At 31.5% G+C, this 19,240-nt stretch carries 24 protein-coding genes; 9 read left to right on the top strand and 15 right to left on the bottom strand.

What is annotated here, in order from left to right:
- Positions 1-64 precede the first annotated feature (64 nt).
- Complete coding sequence (locus ACX6U0_RS09910; RefSeq protein WP_464959790.1) at positions 65-1,039, top strand: hypothetical protein; 975 nt, start codon at positions 65-67, stop codon at positions 1,037-1,039.
- 41 nt (positions 1,040-1,080) lie between these two features.
- Here the strand turns inward: ACX6U0_RS09910 and ACX6U0_RS09905 are convergent, their stop codons facing one another.
- From ACX6U0_RS09905 to ACX6U0_RS09895, 3 genes are all read right to left on the bottom strand, one after another.
- On the bottom strand, positions 1,081-1,299 hold the full coding sequence (locus ACX6U0_RS09905; protein ID WP_464959789.1) for a hypothetical protein: 219 nt from the start codon (positions 1,297-1,299) through the stop codon (positions 1,081-1,083).
- A 74-nt stretch (positions 1,300-1,373) separates the two neighbouring features.
- Positions 1,374-1,670, bottom strand: coding sequence for a hypothetical protein (locus tag ACX6U0_RS09900; protein WP_464959788.1), 297 nt, complete (start codon positions 1,668-1,670; stop codon positions 1,374-1,376).
- Between the two features lie 31 nt (positions 1,671-1,701).
- Positions 1,702-2,211 carry a DUF6933 domain-containing protein gene (locus ACX6U0_RS09895; RefSeq protein ID WP_464959787.1) on the bottom strand — a complete coding sequence of 170 codons (510 nt, stop codon included), beginning with the start codon at positions 2,209-2,211 and terminating at the stop codon, positions 1,702-1,704.
- Positions 2,212-2,466: 255 nt separating this feature from the next.
- Here ACX6U0_RS09895 and ACX6U0_RS09890 point away from each other — a divergent pair, with 255 nt between their 5' ends.
- A complete protein-coding gene (locus ACX6U0_RS09890; RefSeq protein ID WP_464959786.1) occupies positions 2,467-3,261 on the top strand; it encodes an HAD family hydrolase in 795 nt (264 codons plus the stop codon).
- 58 nt (positions 3,262-3,319) lie between these two features.
- Here the strand turns inward: ACX6U0_RS09890 and ACX6U0_RS09885 are convergent, their stop codons facing one another.
- From ACX6U0_RS09885 to ACX6U0_RS09875, 3 genes are all read right to left on the bottom strand, one after another.
- Positions 3,320-3,451 (bottom strand): hypothetical protein, encoded by a 132-nt coding sequence (locus ACX6U0_RS09885; RefSeq protein WP_464959785.1) that lies wholly within the window; start codon positions 3,449-3,451, stop codon positions 3,320-3,322.
- A 629-nt stretch (positions 3,452-4,080) separates the two neighbouring features.
- Positions 4,081-4,641, bottom strand: a complete 561-nt coding sequence (locus ACX6U0_RS09880; RefSeq protein ID WP_464959784.1) for a GNAT family N-acetyltransferase — start codon at positions 4,639-4,641, stop codon at positions 4,081-4,083.
- Between the two features lie 158 nt (positions 4,642-4,799).
- A complete protein-coding gene (locus ACX6U0_RS09875; protein ID WP_464959783.1) occupies positions 4,800-5,210 on the bottom strand; it encodes an Lrp/AsnC family transcriptional regulator in 411 nt (136 codons plus the stop codon).
- Between the two features lie 130 nt (positions 5,211-5,340).
- Here ACX6U0_RS09875 and ACX6U0_RS09870 point away from each other — a divergent pair, with 130 nt between their 5' ends.
- The 4 genes from ACX6U0_RS09870 (at position 5,341) to ACX6U0_RS09855 (ending at position 9,771) form a co-directional block, all read left to right on the top strand.
- A complete protein-coding gene (locus tag ACX6U0_RS09870; protein WP_464959782.1) occupies positions 5,341-6,102 on the top strand; it encodes an MBL fold metallo-hydrolase in 762 nt (253 codons plus the stop codon).
- Between the two features lie 199 nt (positions 6,103-6,301).
- Entirely contained in the window at positions 6,302-7,633 is a 1,332-nt protein-coding gene (locus ACX6U0_RS09865) for a spore germination protein (protein ID WP_464959781.1), read from the top strand.
- A gap of 1 nt (position 7,634) precedes the next feature.
- The gene (locus ACX6U0_RS09860) at positions 7,635-8,714 is read left to right on the top strand and encodes a GerAB/ArcD/ProY family transporter (protein WP_464959780.1); all 1,080 of its coding nucleotides are present in this window, start codon (positions 7,635-7,637) and stop codon (positions 8,712-8,714) included.
- Complete coding sequence (locus ACX6U0_RS09855; protein ID WP_464959779.1) at positions 8,701-9,771, top strand: Ger(x)C family spore germination protein; 1,071 nt, start codon at positions 8,701-8,703, stop codon at positions 9,769-9,771. The genes ACX6U0_RS09860 and ACX6U0_RS09855 overlap by 14 nt, the downstream gene beginning before the upstream one ends.
- Positions 9,772-9,988: 217 nt before the next feature.
- On the opposite strand, the gene ACX6U0_RS09850 is transcribed toward ACX6U0_RS09855, so the two are convergent.
- From ACX6U0_RS09850 to ACX6U0_RS09825, 6 genes are all read right to left on the bottom strand, one after another.
- Positions 9,989-10,297, bottom strand: coding sequence for a hypothetical protein (locus tag ACX6U0_RS09850; protein WP_464959778.1), 309 nt, complete (start codon positions 10,295-10,297; stop codon positions 9,989-9,991).
- A 107-nt stretch (positions 10,298-10,404) separates the two neighbouring features.
- Entirely contained in the window at positions 10,405-11,355 is a 951-nt protein-coding gene (locus ACX6U0_RS09845; protein ID WP_464959777.1) for a siderophore ABC transporter substrate-binding protein, read from the bottom strand.
- Positions 11,356-11,462: 107 nt separating this feature from the next.
- On the bottom strand, positions 11,463-12,221 hold the full coding sequence (locus tag ACX6U0_RS09840; protein ID WP_464959776.1) for an iron ABC transporter ATP-binding protein: 759 nt from the start codon (positions 12,219-12,221) through the stop codon (positions 11,463-11,465).
- Entirely contained in the window at positions 12,218-13,165 is a 948-nt protein-coding gene (locus ACX6U0_RS09835; protein ID WP_464959775.1) for an iron chelate uptake ABC transporter family permease subunit, read from the bottom strand. Before ACX6U0_RS09835 ends, ACX6U0_RS09840 begins: the two co-directional genes overlap by 4 nt.
- Positions 13,155-14,111 carry an ABC transporter permease gene (locus tag ACX6U0_RS09830; protein WP_464959774.1) on the bottom strand — a complete coding sequence of 319 codons (957 nt, stop codon included), beginning with the start codon at positions 14,109-14,111 and terminating at the stop codon, positions 13,155-13,157. The genes ACX6U0_RS09835 and ACX6U0_RS09830 overlap by 11 nt, the downstream gene beginning before the upstream one ends.
- Positions 14,112-14,217: 106 nt before the next feature.
- Complete coding sequence (locus ACX6U0_RS09825; protein WP_464959773.1) at positions 14,218-14,544, bottom strand: antibiotic biosynthesis monooxygenase; 327 nt, start codon at positions 14,542-14,544, stop codon at positions 14,218-14,220.
- Between the two features lie 484 nt (positions 14,545-15,028).
- Between ACX6U0_RS09825 and ACX6U0_RS09820 the strand changes: the two genes are divergently transcribed.
- Complete coding sequence (locus ACX6U0_RS09820) at positions 15,029-15,421, top strand: YybH family protein (protein WP_464959772.1); 393 nt, start codon at positions 15,029-15,031, stop codon at positions 15,419-15,421.
- Positions 15,422-15,519: 98 nt separating this feature from the next.
- Here ACX6U0_RS09820 and ACX6U0_RS09815 read toward each other — a convergent pair whose 3' ends face one another.
- Together ACX6U0_RS09815 and ACX6U0_RS09810 are read right to left on the bottom strand one after the other, a co-directional pair.
- A complete protein-coding gene (locus tag ACX6U0_RS09815) occupies positions 15,520-15,852 on the bottom strand; it encodes a hypothetical protein (RefSeq protein ID WP_464959771.1) in 333 nt (110 codons plus the stop codon).
- Positions 15,853-16,007: 155 nt separating this feature from the next.
- Positions 16,008-16,994 (bottom strand): DUF4309 domain-containing protein, encoded by a 987-nt coding sequence (locus ACX6U0_RS09810; RefSeq protein ID WP_464959770.1) that lies wholly within the window; start codon positions 16,992-16,994, stop codon positions 16,008-16,010.
- A gap of 368 nt (positions 16,995-17,362) precedes the next feature.
- On the opposite strand from ACX6U0_RS09810, the gene ACX6U0_RS09805 reads away from it, so the two are divergent.
- Positions 17,363-17,872 (top strand): complement C1q domain-containing protein, encoded by a 510-nt coding sequence (locus ACX6U0_RS09805; RefSeq protein WP_464959769.1) that lies wholly within the window; start codon positions 17,363-17,365, stop codon positions 17,870-17,872.
- A gap of 92 nt (positions 17,873-17,964) precedes the next feature.
- Positions 17,965-18,120 carry a hypothetical protein gene (locus ACX6U0_RS09800; protein ID WP_464959768.1) on the top strand — a complete coding sequence of 52 codons (156 nt, stop codon included), beginning with the start codon at positions 17,965-17,967 and terminating at the stop codon, positions 18,118-18,120.
- Positions 18,121-18,163: 43 nt separating this feature from the next.
- Here ACX6U0_RS09800 and ACX6U0_RS09795 read toward each other — a convergent pair whose 3' ends face one another.
- The gene (locus ACX6U0_RS09795) at positions 18,164-19,162 is read right to left on the bottom strand and encodes an LCP family protein (RefSeq protein WP_464959767.1); all 999 of its coding nucleotides are present in this window, start codon (positions 19,160-19,162) and stop codon (positions 18,164-18,166) included.
- Positions 19,163-19,240: the final 78 nt, after the last annotated feature.

The raw sequence follows: 19,240 nt of genomic DNA, 5'->3' as shown, positions 1-19,240 counted from the left end.
ATATTTTTAAATCTTATATTATACTAATATAGGCAAAAACACATTACATATTGAGGAGACCAAAATGAAAAACTTTAAGAAAATTACATCATTCGTTACTGCAACGACAATAACAGCAGGAATTCTTTTAGGTTCAGTCCCAACATCAGCATCTGCAAGCACTACTTCAAAAACTACTCAAGCGCAAAAAGCATTTAAAAACCAGATAAGTGCATATAACAAAACTTTAAACAATTATAAAAGAGATATTAAAGAAAATGATGAGTACATTTATGATCTTTACATGGATCTGCAAAGATACAATAAAGAATTTACAAAGTATGGATATACTGGTAAAGAAGAATTAACGAAGAAGATTGCAAGTTTCAGAGCAAAGCTTGATAAAACGCGTAAAGATAACGCAGCTGTAGATATGAAGAAAGTTTCTGCTACATTTAATGCTTACCTGAAAAAAGGTGACACTAAAAATGCAAAAGCATACTACGTAAAACAAAAAGCAAAATTACTTGCTATCCTTATTTATCAAGATGATTTAATGTATGACATTGAAGAATATGCTTATGAAATTGAAGATCAAATGTTTACTGAAAACGAAATTTACATTCACAATCAGTTACCTACTGAATTTGAAAACTATGATGCTGAAATTGCAAAAATAATGAAAAGTTCAATTGAATTATTTACTATTGAACAAGAAGTTCAATCTCATGCATATAAAGTCCTAAATATGGATTACCCTTTATACAAGCAAATTCAAATTGACTTAGAAGCGATTACTGAAAAATACATTAACGAAGATTCTTTTGATGACTTAATGGATTTTATGGGAAGTGACGACTTATATTCAGCAATAGAAAAAAGAGATGTATTAAAAGTTAAAATTGCTATTGTCAAAACAACAAATGATGCTAAATTATATAATGAATTAATTGAAAAAATTAAAGCAGAAATCGATGCTTACAAAACGAATCTACCAGTTAAATTTGCTGATAAAGCGAAACAACCGACAGAACCAACTACTGAAACACCTGTTAACTAAATAAGTATCATTAAGAGGAGTAATTTATTACTCTTCTTTTTTTATAAAATGAAACAAAATAAAAAACAGTCCTTTGTTTGAAAGTCATCTCTTCCAAAGGACTGTTTTTTATGCTTCATCTGCTGTAATTTATCTTTTTTGGTTTTCGTCTTACGTGTATTTAAATCTAACATTGCAAATGGACTTCTACTTAATTCCGGGTTTCTGTTGCCTTCTCTTGCTAATTTTTCTCTAAACTTCCTAGCTTTTGATTTACTCATTTTAGCACCTCTTTTTTCATTTTCTCCTTCTATTATATACTTACCTTTGAAATTTTCCACTCACTAAAACCTAGCTATTTCACATCTTTTTTCGAAATCGGAATAAATCGGTCAAATACACCAATAACTTTAATCTCTTTATCCAATACTTTTACCTCATAAAGTGAAAAAAAGACATAATCATGCTTTGTCGTAACTGAACTAATTAATCGATCCCCTACCAGTTCAATTCCAAATTTAAGATATTTATTATTTGACTCTTCCACTAGTTTATCTTTGGCCCATACAACAAATTGTTGTTTTGAAGGGTTCGTTTTTGCTGAGACAAATAAAACAATTGCTAAAATGATGATGAATATATATTTTTTCATTTTTAATCTTTCCATCCTCTTTATATATGAATTAATTATTAAATGTACTTAAATGTAATCTCATTACATCCTTAGGATCACCCTTAATTTTCATCATTAGCATACTATTCAATTCTCTATTTAAATCATAAATGTATACTGGATTCCCTTTTTCGGCTTCTTCATAAAAGATATGCTCTGTTATTAAAATTGAATCATTTAATTGGGAAATTAAACTTCGATCACTTGTTGCAGTATACTGTATATTTCCAATTTGATTTAAATATTTGTTTATGTCATCCTCTGAAAATTCATCTGCAAAAAAGTTAGTTATTAATTCTTTTTTAATGATTTCTGATAAATTATTAAAATCCTTTTTCAATAAACCATAAATAACAAAATGATATCTAGAAACATTGTTCATGATCATAACACATTTTGTTCTACCAATTTTAAATATATGTGCGTGCCAACAGTACAATAATTTTTCGTGGGTTAAATCTGGTTTTTCAACATTTATTTTCATTTCATCAGCTAATTTTTTTGTGCATTGAATAATCATTTATCTAATTCTTCCTTCTTTTTTTATAGTTGAAATTATATATATTCCTTGTATTAACTTGTAAAAATTATATCATTGTGAACTATTAAATAAAATAATTTACTAATAGTTTAACAAGGTATTTAAAGAAACTTTATATTACATTTAAGCAACTCACATTTTCCTTTAGTTTAAACTTTCCCTATTTACTAAACACCATTTTCCTTGTACCATTATGAATAATTTAAAATATTCAAACATAAAAGGAGATTTCCGATGATTAAAGGGATTATTTTTGATTTGGATGATACATTGCTTTGGGATCAAAAAAGCGTGAAGGTTGCATTTGAAAATACTTGTAAACTCGTTGAAAAGAAATATGGAATCGAACCTGAAGCATTTGAAGAAGCTGTCAGAAATGCTGCTAGAGAACTATATGAATCGTATGATACGTATGAGTTTACTCAGTTAATTGGAATCAATCCTTTTGAAGGACTTTGGGGAAATTTTTTGGAGGAACACGCTGACTTTCCTAAAATGCGTGCAAACTCTTCTTCATATCGTAAAAATGCATGGACATTAGGATTAAAAGCATTTGGAATTGATGATCCTGAGTTTGGACATATTTTAGCTGAAACATTCCCAGAAGAACGAAAGGGAAATCCGTATGTTTATGAGGAAACGTTTCAAGTATTAGATTCGTTAAAAGGGACATATCAATTATTACTTTTGACAAATGGATCACCTGACTTACAACATACAAAGCTTTCTATTACTCCAGAAATAAAAGAATACTTCGATCAAATTCTGATTTCAGGGGATTTTGGTAAGGGTAAACCGGACCCTTCTATTTTTGAACATGCCTTATCATTAATGAACTTATCAAAAGAAGAAGCATTAATGGTTGGAGACAATTTACTGACAGACATACTAGGATCCAACCGAATCGGTATGAAAAATGTTTGGATTAATCGTCATCATAAAGAGAGAAACGAAGTAAAACCTACATATGAAATTACTCATTTAGAAGAGTTATTTGGCATCATTGATACTTTAAACTCAGAAAAATAGAAAAAATAAAAAGTACTTTCTTTATAGAAAGTACTTTTTTGTTTGTAAAAATTGAGTTTTATTCCTCTAACCATTTAAGTATTTCATCAATTCCGAGTGCATCTTCAATTACTGGTAATTCATTTTTAAAATGTAAATCAACATCGTTTTTATTCACTTCATCAAACTCGTTTGGGTCGTTAACGTGCATTGATTACACCTCTTTTAAATGATTATTTATTGTAATTTTTGTATTATTAACAAGGTTGGCAAGAATGATACATTTTACTTAAAATGTTTTTAATCATGTATTAAGCCCTTAAGATGTAATCATATTTTGACACGATTAAAGTATTTAACGCAATAATTATTTTAATTTTTAGAAAATAAAACATTAACTTTAGTCTCTTTTTGATTTGTTGAAAGAAGATTGTTGAATTCCACTACAGGATGCTCGCTTTCCATGGGGCTGGCGCAGAGCCTCCTCCAAAAAGGTAGGCATGCTAAAACCACGACGTCCTGTCGTAACGCATGCATGACCCACTTCCTGTGGGCCTTCTGCAAGGTCTCAGCTGTCCAGGCATTTCCCATAGGAGTCGAGCATCCTTCCGTTCCATTCAACTTCTTAATGAAGCTATCTGAAGGATAATCTTAAAAAATTGCTTTATTAGATTCTTTTTTCACTTCAACCTACGATCTAAGTGCCTCATTTTTTTCTAGTGGTAAAGTTCATTTGATTCATTTATATTAGTGCCTGGGAAATAGATTCTAAGAGTTTAGAATTGATGAAGCTTGATAATCTAAAACTACTTAAGATAAATAATCATTAAAATTTTGATCTTATGCTTTTTGATTCAATGCAAAAAATTCTTCCTCTAATAGTGACACACATACGTGGTCACACCACTCATCTCCAACTTTTAAGTTTTTTCTGAGGTATCCTTCTTTTACGAATCCTAGCTTTTCAAGTACTCTTAAGGATGCTTTGTTTTCTGGATTTACTTCTGAGGTTACTCGGTGAAATTTCAACTCTTGAAAGGCAATTTTTAATGCAAGCTCCAAAGCCTTTGTCATATAGCCATAACCGTTAAATTTTTCTCCAATTTGATATCCCACCATACAACTTTGCTTAGGTCCTCGTGTTACAAAGACGAACTGAACCTCTCCAATTAATGTATGTGTGGTTTCATCTTTTAAAAAAATAGCGAAATCGTATCTACTATCTTCTGAACTATTTTTTATATATTCTTTTATACTATCAATTTGTCCTTGCAGTGTGAAAAACTCTTCTTTTCTTTTAATCGGAGACCATTTTTGGAAATGTTCTCTATTTTCTTGATGTAGCTGTAGCTTATCTTGTGCATCTTCATATGTATAGGGACGAACAATCAGTTGTGCCAATATATCTCCTCCATTGCTGCATTATATACTTGTTCTTTTCTTGTTCTATATACATGTTCTTTTTTATATGTTCATTATCCTTCTCATTTACACTTTAACCTCATAAAAATAGAGCTACTATTAGTAACTCCTTTGCTTAAAATTGGGTAACCTTTGCATTATTTATTAATGATAATTGATAATTTATAGTTAGCATGTTTGTTTAAGTCATTTAAGAATTGATTTAATATTTCATTAGATGGAAATCTACATTCAAGAAGATAACAACTATCACCACTAATTTTATAGTTATTTATCACATATTTCTCTTGTGTTTTTATAAATGATAGAAATGGTTGATGATGTGTATCTTTAGTAAAGATATTAATTAGAGCATGTATAAAACACCCTAATTTAACTTGATTTACTTTAATTGTATAACCCTCAATCACTCCATTATCCTCTAGCTTAGCTACTCGAGATGCAGCTGCTTGCCCTGTTAAATGAACTTTCTCCCCTAATTCTTTCATAGTGATACGACTATTTTTAGATAACTCCTCCACGATTCGCATGTCTGTATGATCTAACATGAAATCAACTCCTTTCAAAATTCAAGTAAAAGGATAAAAACACTTGATTTTATCTATGTAAATGGGATCTGCTTATAGATTAAACTTATCATATGTAATAAACACTAACAAAAGAAAAGGAGTTATCAATATGAATATTAAACAAATTCGAAATGCAACACTAATTGTTCAATATGCAGGTAAAAAGTTTTTAATTGATCCGATGTTAGCTGATAAAGGTACTTATCCCCCTTTCCAAAATTCAATTAGGCAAGATCAATTTAATCCTTTAGTTAATTTACCGTCTTCAATTGAAGATATTTTAAATGAAGTAGATGCTGTGATTGTAACTCACCTACATTTAGATCATTTTGACGACGTTGCCAAAGATGTGTTACCGAAAGATATAAAAATATTTGTTCAAAACGAAGAAGATGCGATAAATGTTAGAAAGGATGGTTTCCAAAATGTAGAGGTTTTACATGAGGATACGATCTTTGATGATATTCAATTAATTAAAACGGCAGGCGAACATGGTAGAGGGGAAATATTAAAACGTACTGGTTTAGTCTGTGGAGTTGTTTTCAAACACCAAAATGAAAAAACTTTATATGTTGCTGGAGATACAGTTTGGTATGATGCAATTCAAGAAGTGATTCATACAAATAAACCAGAAATTATTGTTGTAAATGGTGGAGATAATCAATTTTTTGTAGGCGGTTCTCTTGTTATGGGCAAAGAGGATATCTTTGAATTGTCCCAGGCTGCCCCTAATGCACAAATTATTGTTAGTCATATGGAAGCTGTCAATCATTGGACATTATCAAGAAAAGAATTAAGAAGATTTATTGATGAAAAAGGAATCTCTTCTTATGTTTTAGTACCAGAAGATGGTGAATCATACACACTTTAATAAACCCATCGTTAAAAAGTTAATATTAGTTAATCACGAGACCCTTTATGGGTCTTTTTTAATCCAATTTGCTTATTCTTGAATAAGGAATTTAAATCATGCAAAAGTTAAAGAATAAAGTAAAAAGTGGTCAAAATGATTCCATATATAGTTTTCGCATGTAATCAAAAAATAACATGTTCCCTAAGGAGGGTATCACTTGAAATCATTATTAGAGGAAATGAAAAACACGTTCGGAAAAAATGATGATTTCTTTATTTTAAAAGAGCACTTTGTTAATGCCCCTGTTGTGTTTTTGGGGTTTAAAAGTTTAATTGACTTACCAAAAACACTAATATCAATTCAAAAAAATATGGAATCAATTTTCCTGACAGATAAGACTTTTGATCAACTAATGCATTGGATTGGTGAAGTAAGAGTGAACGATACAAAAGAAGCCCTTTCATCAATCGTAGAAGGTAAATTAGTCATTCTCTTACAAGATGATAAGGATCAGAAGTACGTTATAGTAGATCCCATTTCTCAGATACTTAATCGTTCCATTGAATCACCAACAAATGAGAATGTCCTTCAGGGTCCTTTAAGTTCCTTTATAGAAGATATTAATACAAATATAGGTATTATTAGAAAACAAACTAATTCCGAAAGATTACAAATAAGATCGTATTCTGTAGGAACGGATAGAAAAAAGACGCTATCGGTACTATATTTTGAAAATAATGCCAATATAAATCTTCTCCAAAAAATCGTTAAACATATTGAAAGTAATTTAGAAAAAGAAATTAATAATGTTCAAGACTTATCAAAAATGATGGGCTTTTCATCTTGGTTGGCTGTTAACAAATTTAATATGACAGAGCTTCCTCAAGAGGCTAGTAAGTTTTTAGTCATGGGAAGGATTATTATGTTCGTTGATAGAATTCCTTTTGCTCTCGTTCTTCCCGGACTATTTTGGGACATGTTTGCAATTGAAAATGATCGTAACTTTCCCGTACCTCTCATGATTGTCTTTCGTTCTTTACGTATTATCGGCTACTTAATGACTTTGATATTACCGGGATTATATGTTGCCTTGGTTGCCGTCAACCCAGAAGTGTTAAGAATAGAGCTTGCTTTATCCGTCGCCCAAAGTCGTGATGGTGTTCCATACCCTGCACTTGTGGAAATGATACTAATGCTAGTTATCTTGGAATTGATTATGGAGGCCAGCGTTAGACTACCGAAAAGTATTGGTCCTACGTTAACAATGGTTGGTGGAATTATCATTGGACAAGCTGTTGTGGAAGCGAAGTTAGTGAGCAACCTCCTAATAATCGTACTTGCAGCTACAACAATTGCAAACTCGACGATGGTGGGTTTTCAAAACTCTCTCACAACCCGTTTGTTTAAGTATATTATCGCCATTTTGGCTTCAATTTACGGTATTTTAGGGATTATGGGTGGTTTAGTCATAACCTGCACCTATCTTGCTGGTATTACCACGTTTGGTGTTCCATATCTATATTTCAATATGAAAAAGGAAGAAATTTAAGATGGATAGAAGTTTTCAAGTTGTCATAATGTATATTTTAACTCATCTTAGTCTTATATTTTTTTTGTATCCTAGAAACATAATAGCTAGTACAGATGAAGGTCATTGGATTCCTATTATGATAGGACTGCTTTTTCATTTCGCCACTATTGCAACTTATATGAAAGGGCTAAGTTATTTCCCAAAAAAGGACCTCATGAGTATTTATCTAGGGATTGGAAAGGGCGTTGCAATTATTTTTTTAATACCAACTACCCTTTATTTTCTTATGATCATTATTATTACCATTCGTGCTTATTCTGAAATTATTTCTATCGTATTCTTAGCCAAGACCCCTTTGTGGGCTATTATGGCTTTCCTGCTCTTCATTTCAACATATTTAGCATCAAAAGGAGTGGAAGCCATTTTTCGTACTGGTGTCCTAATTGCTTTTTTATTTTTACCTCTTATTATCCTTATCTTCTGCAGCTCTGTACAAAATGTAGACTGGCACTATTTGTTTCCGATTGTAGATAAAGAATTTACATTTTTCACTAGTTCATCATTTTATGTAAGTTTTTTTGCAGTAGGAGGGGGATTTTTGTTCCTCGGGTTTATCCCACCATACTTATCCTACCAAAGGAAAAAAATCTTAATAGGCGCACTTTTCCTAATACCTTGCTTTATTCTATCGGTTTATATCCCTATCCTTACGTTCGGTCAGGCCACTGCATCCACTTTATTATTCCCTTTCGTCGTAGCACTGGATACTGTAGAAATGGATTGGTTAATATTTGACAGAGTTACGATGTTTTTCCTAATGAGCCTGATAACCTTCATTATGCTATATATATCATTGGTGCTTTGGAAAACGATCAGGATCGCGAATGTCTGTTTTCCATCATTAAAACCTACTTTTCTTACAATTACTCTCTCAGCATCCATCTTTATCCTTTGTTTACTAATCCCGAATTGGGATGACATTGAAAAAGTCTTTCTGTGGAACACATATTTGAGATTCTATGTAATGTGTGCCATTCCTATTTCAGTTTTTTATATTGGAAAAAGGTTAAGGAAGGAAGGAAATAATGAGAACTTTTAAGAAGCTGAAGATTATTATTTTGATTTCATTTTTAGCATCCACCCTAAGCGCTTGTTGGGATAACAAGGATATCAATCATAGGGTGTTGCCTGTTGTTTTAGGCATTTCATTGTTAAATGATGAATACAAACTCTTCCTTCAGATTCCACAACCCTCACAGGGAATTATTAAAACCAAGGTAGTAATGGGAACAGGCAAGACAATTAGTCAAGCTGTCGATAAGATCAGTACGAATATGGAAAGCAGTGTTGACTTGCTTCATTTGAAGGTAATCGTTTTTGAAAAAAAATTGGCCCAAAAAGGAATGAAGGACTTGATTTCCGGTTTTATGAGGTCAAGGGATGTCTCACCAAAGGCAATGGTTGCCATTTGTGATGATGATATTAATTTATTCTTTTCAAAAATGAAGCAATCTGCTGAACCTCAAGGAACTGCTCTTTTGGAGTATTTTGAAAAAAACGCTGGTTGGAATCCACAAATAGCATTGACTAGTGTATGGGAGACTTATCGAAGTATTCATTCTTACACGCAGGACGTTGCAATCCCCATGTTAAAAGTCGGAAAAAGTACTTTAGTTGAACAGGTTGGTTCAGCAGTTATAAAACAAGGGAAGATGGTTGAAGAGATTAACTCAGATGAAACCCTTTTATTCAATGCCTTCAACGATGAAAGCACTAATGGAAAAATTGAAGTCACTCACGATGGATCTGTCTTAATCCTCAGTAATAAAATGAAACACAAAAGTAAGTTCATAAATGAAAGGGCTTATTTGAAAAGTAATTTGAAGCTAAAAGTTAGTATTCTTGAAACAACAGGAAACGCAACTTTAGAGTCAATCAAAAGTGATATGGAAAAGCTACTAACAAATCGATTTAATAAAATGTTTACTAAATTACAAAACAGTGAAGCTGATATATTAGCACTAGGTCAATTTTATAGAAAAAAGATTCCAAGAAAAGAATTAAAGAATTGGCGATCAGAGTACTATTCTAAATTATCAATGGATTTCCATGTTCAAGTAGACATTCAGAATGGAGGAAATTTAATTACAAAATAAAATTGTTGAAATTTACAATTATCAGTGTCTCTTTTCAAATCAAATAAAGTCAACAAAACCAATTCAAGCAAAGTACAACCGTCGTTCGATTTTTCAATTTGAACCTCACAAAAATAACTCAGCCGTTATTCCACTGTAAAATACAGGAGAACAACGGCTGTTTAGTCTTTTTAATTGGTGTCTACTTACTGACATCTTTATACCCCAAAAGCAGACTTCATTCAAATGATTGATAAATATTAAGTAAGATTGTAGTTGAAATGATCATACCATGTGGGATGATCGAAATGAGTAATTGCTGTTTCTGATTTTTTGCTTTAAACATGTAACTAACAATGTCCTCAAATAATCTAAATACTACTAAAAGAATGAAACATAAGAGCATTGCTACGGCTAAATTAGGTTTTAGCATTTTTGTCATGATCCCTGAAGTAAAAATGACTGAAACAACGAGTAAAATAAAATATAAATCACCTTTGTCTCTATTTTTATTGATCCACCTAAAAAATACTCTTTTAGTATCCATAATTTCTCCTCACACGATATAGATTCATGTTCAATACAATCGAATTGTTGCAAAAGAGCCTGCAGTAACAGCCCGTTTTGCACTAAATATTGGTGAGAATGAATTATTTATTCAAGTCCAGCTGATGCTTCTTTTACCATCTCAGCTACTGATTCCAGTCCACCACCAGAAAGATACCAATAACCTGGATCAAGATAAATAATTTTCCCATTTTTAAAAGCATCTGTCTTTTTAACTAAGTCATTTTCAATTACTTTTTTTGCATTACTACCTTCTCCAATTGCCGCATCACGGTCAATTACATATAAAATGCCAGGATTTTTTTCTGTAATGAATTCCATCGAAATAACTTGTCCGTGAATTGGATCCGCATCCGTATTTTCTGCAGCAGCTTTAATACCAAATACATCATGCACGATTCCAAATCTTGAGCTTGGTCCAAATGTAGTTACTTTTCCACCCTCAGCTAGCGTAATTAATGCTTTTACATCGCTTGCATCAGCTTTCTCTTTTAATTCTGCGATTGCACTGTCAATTGTATCTAGTTCTTCTTTTACTTGATCTTCTTTATTAAAAATTTCTCCTAAAGTCATTACATTCTGTTTAAATGACTCCATGTAATTCTTTTGATCTATTCCCATAAAAATGGTTGGTGCAATTTCTTGGAATTTATCATATGAATCTTGTTGTCTCCCTGAAATGATAATTAAATCAGGTTTAATTTCATTGATTGCTTCAAAATCTGGTTCTTTTAAACCACCAACATTAGCATATGTAGAATCCGAATATTGTTTTAGATATTTTGGTATGTTTTGTTGTGGAACACCTGCTACTGATTCAGAAAGACCAAGCTTATCTAATGTATCTAAGGATCCAAAATCAAAAACAACTACTTTTTTTGGATTTTTTGCTACCTTCGATTCTCCTAATTGATGCTTAATCGTTAACACCGTTTCTTTCTTTTCAGAGCTTGAAGTTTTTTCATTATTTGCTCCACAAGCAGCGATGATCATCGTTAATAAAGAAACAAATAAAAATACAGATAATTTTTTATACATCCTTACACCTCATTATATTATATATTTAATTAAAAATGAATATCATTCTCAATTATAATTTTCAAATAGGTGCCTTTTTGCACACTATCATTCCCTATTTTTTATCATTACACATAATACACACATATTTTATGATCGTTTATGTCTTGAATCGATATATCCATTTCATATAGATTTGCTAAAACCTTTGAATCCATGATCTGATTTATAGCCCCATAATGGGCTAGATTTCCATCTTTTAATGCAATAATATAATCCGAATAACAGGATGCGAAATTAATATCATGGATGACAATGACGACAGTCTTTCCAAGTTCGTCAGTCAATCTTCTTAGCACCTTCATAATTTGAACGGCGTGCTTCATATCTAAATTATTTAACGGCTCATCAAGTAATATATAGTCTGTATCTTGCGCTATTGTCATCGCAATATAAGCTCTTTGCTGTTGTCCTCCACTTAATTGATCTAAAAATAGTTCTTGAATTGGTTCCAGGTCCATATAGTGAATTGCTTCATCTACAAACCGCCAATCTTCTTTCGTCAACTTCCCTTTCGAGTACGGGAACCGGCCAAAAGATACTAGCTCTCTAACGGTTAATCGAACATTAATATGATTTGATTGTTTTAAAATGGACAGTATTTTAGCTAATTCACTTGTTTGCGTTTTACTAATTTCTTTACCATCAATAAAGATTTCACCTGCATCTTTTAAACTTAATCGACTAATCATCGAAAGGACCGTACTCTTTCCAGCTCCATTTGGTCCAATTAAAGATGTAATTTTTCCTTTTTCGATATTGAACGAGACATTATTAACTACTAATTTATCTCCATATTTCTTAGAAACACTTTTCACTGATATCATGCTTTTCTCTCCCTTATTAGTAGATAAATAAAATACACTCCACCAATGAAGTTGATAATGACGCTAATGGTGGTTGAAAATGTAAATACTCTTTCAACAATTAGTAAGCCACCGACTAACGCAATGATACTGTTCAGAATTGAAGATACTATTATGTAAGAATGGCGATATGTTTTGATAAATTGATAGGACACATTCGAAACGAGTAATCCTAAAAACATAATCGGACCAACTAAAGAAGTAGAAATCGATACTAGAATTGCAACAATAATTAGTAATCTTTTAACTACATGATCAAAATCTACACCAAGATTAATTGCTGTATCCCTGCCAAGAGAAATGACATTAAGATATTTGGCAAATCTCATAAAATATAAAAATACAAGAATTAATAAAATGATCGAAACGATTAATAAATCAGTATTGATATTATTAAAGCTCGCAAACATTCGATCTTGAATGACCAAGAAGTCATTCGGATCGATAATAACCTGCATAAATGATGAAAAGCTTTGAAAGAAAATTCCCATGACCATTCCGACAAGTAGTAAAAAGTAAATATTTCGTCCTTCTTTTTGAAATAAGAACTTATATAAAAGGCCAGCAAACCCAATCATGACTGTGGTGCAAATTAAAAAGTTAATATTCTTATCCATCACTGTAGAACTTGTTGCTCCAAATGCAAATATAAGAAATGTTTGAATGAGCATATAAAGAGAATCTAAACCAATAATACTTGGCGTTAGTATGCGATTATTTGTGATTGTTTGAAAAACAACTGTCGAAACAGAAATTGCTGCACCTGTTAATACAATCGCAAGTATTTTTATCGCACGGTTTGGAACTACATATTCCCAATAGTTTCCGATACTCGTAAATAGAAAGATACTCACAATCGTTAACGATATAGCTGTTAAAATTAATAGTTTTAGTTTATGCTGCATAGGCTCTTCCCCTTATTAGCAAGTAAAGGAAAATTGCACTACCAATTGCCCCTACTGTTAATCCAATCGGTATTTCATATGGAGCAATAATGACTCTTCCTAAAATGTCACAAGACAATAAAAATACAGCACCAAGTAACGCAGTTGGAAATAAATTTTTCTTTAAATGATCGCCATTATAGATTGAAACAATATTTGGTACAATCAATCCCAAAAACGGAATCGTACCAACTGTTAATAAAACAGAAGTAGTAGACAGTGCCACAATCGTTAATCCTATATTGACAATTACTTTATACTTTAGGCCAAGATTTGTAGCAAAATCTTCACCCATTCCTGCTAAAGTAAATTTGTTTGCAAAAAGATAAGCCATGATAACAAGTGGAATACTAATGTATATCATTTCAAATCTACCTGACATAATCATCGAAAAATCTCCTTGCACCCATGCTGAAATACTTTGAATCAGGTCATGCTTATAAGCAAAAAAAGTAGTAATAGAACTGACAATACTTCCAAACATTAAACCTACTAATGGAATAAAAATAGCATCCTTAAATTTAATAGAATCTAATATTTTCATAAATAAAAATGTACCAATTAACGCAAAAATTGACGCCACTATTATTTTTTCTAACATCGTCGCAGATGAAAAAAGCATTAATGAAACTAAAATTCCTAGCTTCGCGCAATCCATCGTCCCCGCTGTAGTAGGTGATACAAATTTATTTTGAGTAAGCTGCTGCATAATCAACCCGCAAATACTCATACTAACTCCAGCAATGATGATTGTAATCAATCGAGGAAAGCGACTGATCCATAAAATATCTTTTTGATCCTCTGTTAAATGAAAGAGGTCAAATGGATGGATATCCTTTACTCCTATAAATAATGAAGTGATGGATAATAGCACGAAAATAAACATAAAAAGAACGACTTTTTTCATTCGTAAAACCCACACTTCCATTTCTAGAATAATCGTTAAAACATGTATTTGATAACGAAATTCATTATCAGTAAGATGCAAAAAAATAATATATATATATAATTGATTAGTTATTATTAACTGCCTTCTTCACTGCCTTGACCTCATATCGTCCAGCCTCTGAACTAACATAAAATTCAGGCTTCGGCTTACCCGCATTCGCTTTATGACCTGCAATATGTACTTCACTTTTCTCCCAATTTTTCCAATCCTCTTCTGATTCCCAACGAATCATAATGATGACTTCCTCATCACCACTACGAACCTTTTTCACCATGATTGTCAAATCAACAAATCCAACTTGCTCTTCAATCACACCTGCCTTACTAAAACGTTCAACGACTTTATCTGAATTACCTTCAGTCACAATCGTCTTTCTCATTTGTACAAACACTAGATCATCTCCAATTCAGATTTGTTTCATTCGTTTACGTTTTACATTATAATGATAATGATTATCAACGTCAATACTGAAATATTAAAAATATATTATAGATATATCACAAAATAGTAAAAATTATATCCTTTTTATTAGAAATTTTTAATGAAAATAATAAAAAAATATGACTCTATCAATCAATGGAGTCATACTTAATTTCCTTGTTATTTTTTGCTTTATTTGCAAACTTACATTCCCTTTCTTTATCTTATTTTTTCCTGTGAATTCGTTCTGTACATCGTTTTGACGTATTTCCACCTTTATCTTCTATCGTTCTCTTCATTACATAACAATTTGGTATTCACAAATTTATGGTTTCCCCCAAAAAAGATTCAGATTTTTACAAACTCTTATCATAAATATATTATAATTGGATTAATTTTCATGTATTTTCAAATTGCTTTGTATGAACCTGGATCAAGTATTGGAGGAGAAAAAGATGGAACACGAATTAAAAGAGTTAATTAAGAAGTGTGACACAGCTATTCAGCAAGAGGATTTTGATACCCTTCTCAATTATTATGCTGAGGATGCAATCCTTGTTGTGAAACCAGATATGATTGCACGAGGAAAAGAAGAAATTAAAAAAGCCTTCATTGCCATTGCAAAATATTTTAACAATACGCTTGTACCGACAGAGGGTGAAATGATTATTTTAGAAGCCGGAGATACTGCATTAGTTCTTTCCCAAACGCTGCTTGAAGCAGACAAAAATGAATTGGGTTTTTCTATGGAGAGAAGAGCTACATATGTTTTCAAGAAGAACTCACAAGGTGAATGGCTTTGTTCGATAGACAACTCATATGGTACAGACTTATTGAAGGAAAATTAATTCTAGCTTTATGATAAGTTCTTACTCTACTATTGGCATTAGTAGAATAAGAACTTAATTACTTTTTCTTAATAGATTTAACACAGGAAATCAATTGTTTAGGCATTCCCATAATAATTGGCCTTATAGATAAATCCCTTTTTACGAACTATATAATTGGTAAAATGTGAGTCTGTTGTACCTCCTTTAGGTGCTTTTGTTAAAGAGTAACATTTCGCTTGTTCTTTCTTTAAATATTCCTTATCTATACTATTATGCTCTCGATCAGGAATGATTTCTGTTTGAAAAGCCAATATAGGGTGACCATTAAAAAATACATGAGTTCTTAATGCTAACTTTGGTGTAGAATGTAAAATAGCAAATAAAATGATAGGAATTATGATGACAGGACTAATTATTAACAATATTTCTGACCACTTTGTTTGTCTCATTTGAATACCTCTTTTACACTAGTTTTTTCCATTTATTTGTAATTCTATAAGACATTCAAAAACCCTTTTTCATTTGTTTCTCTTTGAAAATCTACAAAAAAAGAGTTGCAATAGCAACTCCGTTAAATAAGTTTCATTATTTTGTAATAGATTCATTAGTCAAGAGAATAAAAGGCTAAATCTGGATTACCTGGTACATCTTGCCCAAAGTAAAAATGAATTTTATGGTTTCCAAATTTATATGTTACCCATCTACTTTCATTATTATCTTCTTTAAAAGGTTTTCCTAGTGTATTTTTTAAAGTAATGTATGAGATATTTTGTAAGCTTTGATCACTAACTAGCATCCCTTTAATTAACTGTTTCTTTTGATCAATATCTAATGAAACATCTTTATATATAAAATTAGAACCACCTGCATCAATTTGATTAGGTTCTCCTATATTTTGAGTAACGTCCTTAACTGGCGTTCCAACTGGGTATGTGAAATTTAATACCTTACCTTGTTTTGCTAACTTCGCAATTTTATTAAGAGTGTTTTTATGTTTTGTAGAATCTTCAGCTAGAATAATATACCTATTCGTATTGAAAAACTCCCCATCATGTAAAAACTGAAACATCAGTTGGTACTCCCCTACTTTATATAAGGAGTAGTCCGAGAATTCATGTTCAGGTTCCCCAAAATATTGAGTAAGAATAGATTTTGATAATTTGTTCAGTCTTTTGTCAACTGATGTCATACTTTTTATTTGTTTCATAGAATTCACTTCAAACTTAACGTCTTTTTTCTCATAGATGAAACTACGCATATCTTCCGGATACATGCCATTAGCAAACATATCCATAAAAAAAGGAGTATTTCCATTATCACTTAGATCATTATTTATAGAATCTGCCTCACCCCATTGTTTTTTTACAGAAGAATATGAATCTCCTATTTTAAATGGACTATTAATCATTCTGCCTTTTTCAGCATCGTTTGTAATCTGATCTAATAACTTCTTTTGTGTAGGGTCAATTTGAGAAACCGCTATCAAATGTTTTACTTTCGGGATAAGAATTGGAGATAATGCTACTAGTAATACGAGTGCCGAAATAATTGCTGCAAAAAGGATTTTGTTCTTGGATGTAAAGTTTCTCATTTTAATAAACTCCTTGAATTTTAAATGTTATCTCTTATAAAAAGATACTTATAGTAGGAGTATATCTAAAGTAATACTATATTGACATATTTTTTTAATACAGACGTAATATTGGTGAAAACTGGAAAAAACATTAAGTCAATTTGAACTACGAAACAATATGTACCCGGGAAATATATTACTATAGTTCTAATTCAATTTAATGTAAAAGAAAAGTACTGTCATCATGGAACTCACTTTATCAAATCATTAGCTTCAATTAAGATCTTCCCAATCATTTTCTTTTTGAGCGTAAATATTATACTCATTAATCGTGGACAAGCATACAATCACTTCAAATCTAGCCCTAATATTATATAGAAGTTTATATGAGGGAAGTGAACAGTTTGCCACCTAAACCGAAAAAACCAAATGATTCAAATGAAGAGAATATTCATATTGCTTCAGCCTTTAGAGCTGTCAATAATGTAATTCAAACTGTGCCTGAGAACACTTTTGTAAAAGTAAATTATCAACTTCAGCAATTTGATTTAGCAAATGAGTATCATCCAGCTACTTCAACATTTAGACCAAATAAGAATGGCGTATATTTAGTTTCTGCAACGATTTCTTTTGCTCCTAATAATAATAATGTTAATTATAGAGCCCGGATCGAAATTCGTGTGAATGGAAGACCTGCAATCGCTATTGATAATGATTTCTTTGGTCCAATAAACTTCGGAAATGTTGTAAGTGTCTCAAGTATTCTGCAGCTTAGAGCAAATGATCAAGTTGAGGTTTTTGCCCAAAGTAGTACTGCTGGTTTTATTGCAGTAAATGCAGCTGGAGAAGTTAGTACTCATTTTGAAGCTGCGAGATTTCCATCTCCAACAAAATAAGTATTACATGTAAACGTTATTTCAAAAAAAGACGATTAGCATACTATGTTGATCGTCTTTCATATTATATAAAATAAAGGAGAGATCACATTATGCTTTGGAGCATTATTTTTTTTATTGGCATCTTTGTTATTATCTTTATCATTGGTATAATTGGTAGTCCTTCTCGTGACCTTTCAGAACAACAATTACAGGAATTGGAACGTATTAAATCTAACAGTCTTCCACCTGGTGATGGATCATTATAAACAATTCTACAAACAAAAAAAGTCTTCATTTTGAAGACTTTTTTTACTGGGCTGATTCTGTTATTTTACCAACCGAATCGTCAGTAATCTCTAAGTGATTCCTAAATTTTGTTGATATATCATCTACACTTACTTGATCCGCAACATAGTACCAGATACCATTAATTAATTCATTTTTACCAGTATAACTTAACGGTTCAATATGTGCTGTTATGTCATCTGGTAGGCTGCGATAAAGCTTGAACGCGTCACCGATGCCCATATTTGTACGAATATTTTTGCTGAATTCTTTTGCATATGTATCTGTTTTTAAAATAGATTTTGGAGATTTTAGTTCATTTAAAATGGCAGATAACACTTGTCTTTGACGCTCTTGTCGTCCAAAGTCATTATTTACGTCACGTTTTCTCATTCGAGAATATGCTAACGCTTCTTGACCATTTAAATGCTGCCTTCCCTTTGTAAAATAGACCTTTTCTCTAGGTACCGAATCAGTATGCTCCCAAAAATCAAATGGCACATCAACTGTTACCCCACCAACTTCATCCACTATGTTTTTAAAACCATCAAAATTGACAGTCACATAATAGTCAATTGGCACATGTAAGAAATTCTCAATTGTTTGCACAGTCGTTTGTATTCCGCCTCTTGCAAATGCTCCATTAATTTTAGACGTAACATTAAAGTCCACAATATCTACATATGTATCCCTTGGTATACTTAAAGTTTTTAGTGATTGATCCTTTGGATTATAAGTGGCAAGAATGATGGCATCTGTTCTTCCATTAACTCCTTTTGTTACATAATCCTCCAATCCTAAAAATAATATTGAAATTGGTTCTTCCTGAACATCGACCTTAACTTCTTGAGGTCTAATAATTGACTTAATCTCTTCACCTTGCGTTATTTTATTTAATTCTGTATACGTAACATATCCCTTATAACCAACAACTGCTAAAAGAATCAAACAAATTGATAGAATAAATAATAGTACTTTTTTATATTTTTTCTTCTTTTTTATGTTCTTTCTCGATATTTCCATCTCACTTTGTTCTCCCTTTAAGTTCTTACTTTCGTATTTAAATACTACATATATCATGAAAATCCTTTAATTTGAAAA

The organism is Gottfriedia sp. ABJ_BB2_2 (assembly GCF_055484705.1).
Note: the sequence above shows the minus strand (reverse complement) of the source record. Positions and strands in the feature narration are given on the sequence as shown.

Excerpts from the sequence above, each read along its gene's own strand:
- ACX6U0_RS09910 (WP_464959790.1), top strand. The coding sequence starts at position 65 with ATGAAAAACTTTAAGAAAATTACATCATTCGTTACTGCAACGACAATA.
- ACX6U0_RS09905 (WP_464959789.1), bottom strand. The coding sequence starts at position 1,299 with ATGAGTAAATCAAAAGCTAGGAAGTTTAGAGAAAAATTAGCAAGAGAA.
- ACX6U0_RS09900 (WP_464959788.1), bottom strand. The coding sequence starts at position 1,670 with ATGAAAAAATATATATTCATCATCATTTTAGCAATTGTTTTATTTGTC.
- ACX6U0_RS09895 (WP_464959787.1), bottom strand. The coding sequence starts at position 2,211 with ATGATTATTCAATGCACAAAAAAATTAGCTGATGAAATGAAAATAAAT.
- ACX6U0_RS09890 (WP_464959786.1), top strand. The coding sequence starts at position 2,467 with ATGATTAAAGGGATTATTTTTGATTTGGATGATACATTGCTTTGGGAT.
- ACX6U0_RS09885 (WP_464959785.1), bottom strand. The coding sequence starts at position 3,451 with ATGCACGTTAACGACCCAAACGAGTTTGATGAAGTGAATAAAAACGAT.
- ACX6U0_RS09875 (WP_464959783.1), bottom strand. The coding sequence starts at position 5,210 with ATGTTAGATCATACAGACATGCGAATCGTGGAGGAGTTATCTAAAAAT.
- ACX6U0_RS09870 (WP_464959782.1), top strand. The coding sequence starts at position 5,341 with ATGAATATTAAACAAATTCGAAATGCAACACTAATTGTTCAATATGCA.
- ACX6U0_RS09860 (WP_464959780.1), top strand. The coding sequence starts at position 7,635 with ATGGATAGAAGTTTTCAAGTTGTCATAATGTATATTTTAACTCATCTT.
- ACX6U0_RS09855 (WP_464959779.1), top strand. The coding sequence starts at position 8,701 with ATGAGAACTTTTAAGAAGCTGAAGATTATTATTTTGATTTCATTTTTA.
- ACX6U0_RS09850 (WP_464959778.1), bottom strand. The coding sequence starts at position 10,297 with ATGGATACTAAAAGAGTATTTTTTAGGTGGATCAATAAAAATAGAGAC.
- ACX6U0_RS09845 (WP_464959777.1), bottom strand. The coding sequence starts at position 11,355 with ATGTATAAAAAATTATCTGTATTTTTATTTGTTTCTTTATTAACGATG.
- ACX6U0_RS09840 (WP_464959776.1), bottom strand. The coding sequence starts at position 12,221 with ATGATATCAGTGAAAAGTGTTTCTAAGAAATATGGAGATAAATTAGTA.
- ACX6U0_RS09835 (WP_464959775.1), bottom strand. The coding sequence starts at position 13,165 with ATGCAGCATAAACTAAAACTATTAATTTTAACAGCTATATCGTTAACG.
- ACX6U0_RS09830 (WP_464959774.1), bottom strand. The coding sequence starts at position 14,111 with ATGAAAAAAGTCGTTCTTTTTATGTTTATTTTCGTGCTATTATCCATC.
- ACX6U0_RS09820 (WP_464959772.1), top strand. The coding sequence starts at position 15,029 with ATGGAACACGAATTAAAAGAGTTAATTAAGAAGTGTGACACAGCTATT.
- ACX6U0_RS09815 (WP_464959771.1), bottom strand. The coding sequence starts at position 15,852 with ATGAGACAAACAAAGTGGTCAGAAATATTGTTAATAATTAGTCCTGTC.
- ACX6U0_RS09810 (WP_464959770.1), bottom strand. The coding sequence starts at position 16,994 with ATGAGAAACTTTACATCCAAGAACAAAATCCTTTTTGCAGCAATTATT.
- ACX6U0_RS09805 (WP_464959769.1), top strand. The coding sequence starts at position 17,363 with ATGAGGGAAGTGAACAGTTTGCCACCTAAACCGAAAAAACCAAATGAT.
- ACX6U0_RS09800 (WP_464959768.1), top strand. The coding sequence starts at position 17,965 with ATGCTTTGGAGCATTATTTTTTTTATTGGCATCTTTGTTATTATCTTT.
- ACX6U0_RS09795 (WP_464959767.1), bottom strand. The coding sequence starts at position 19,162 with ATGGAAATATCGAGAAAGAACATAAAAAAGAAGAAAAAATATAAAAAA.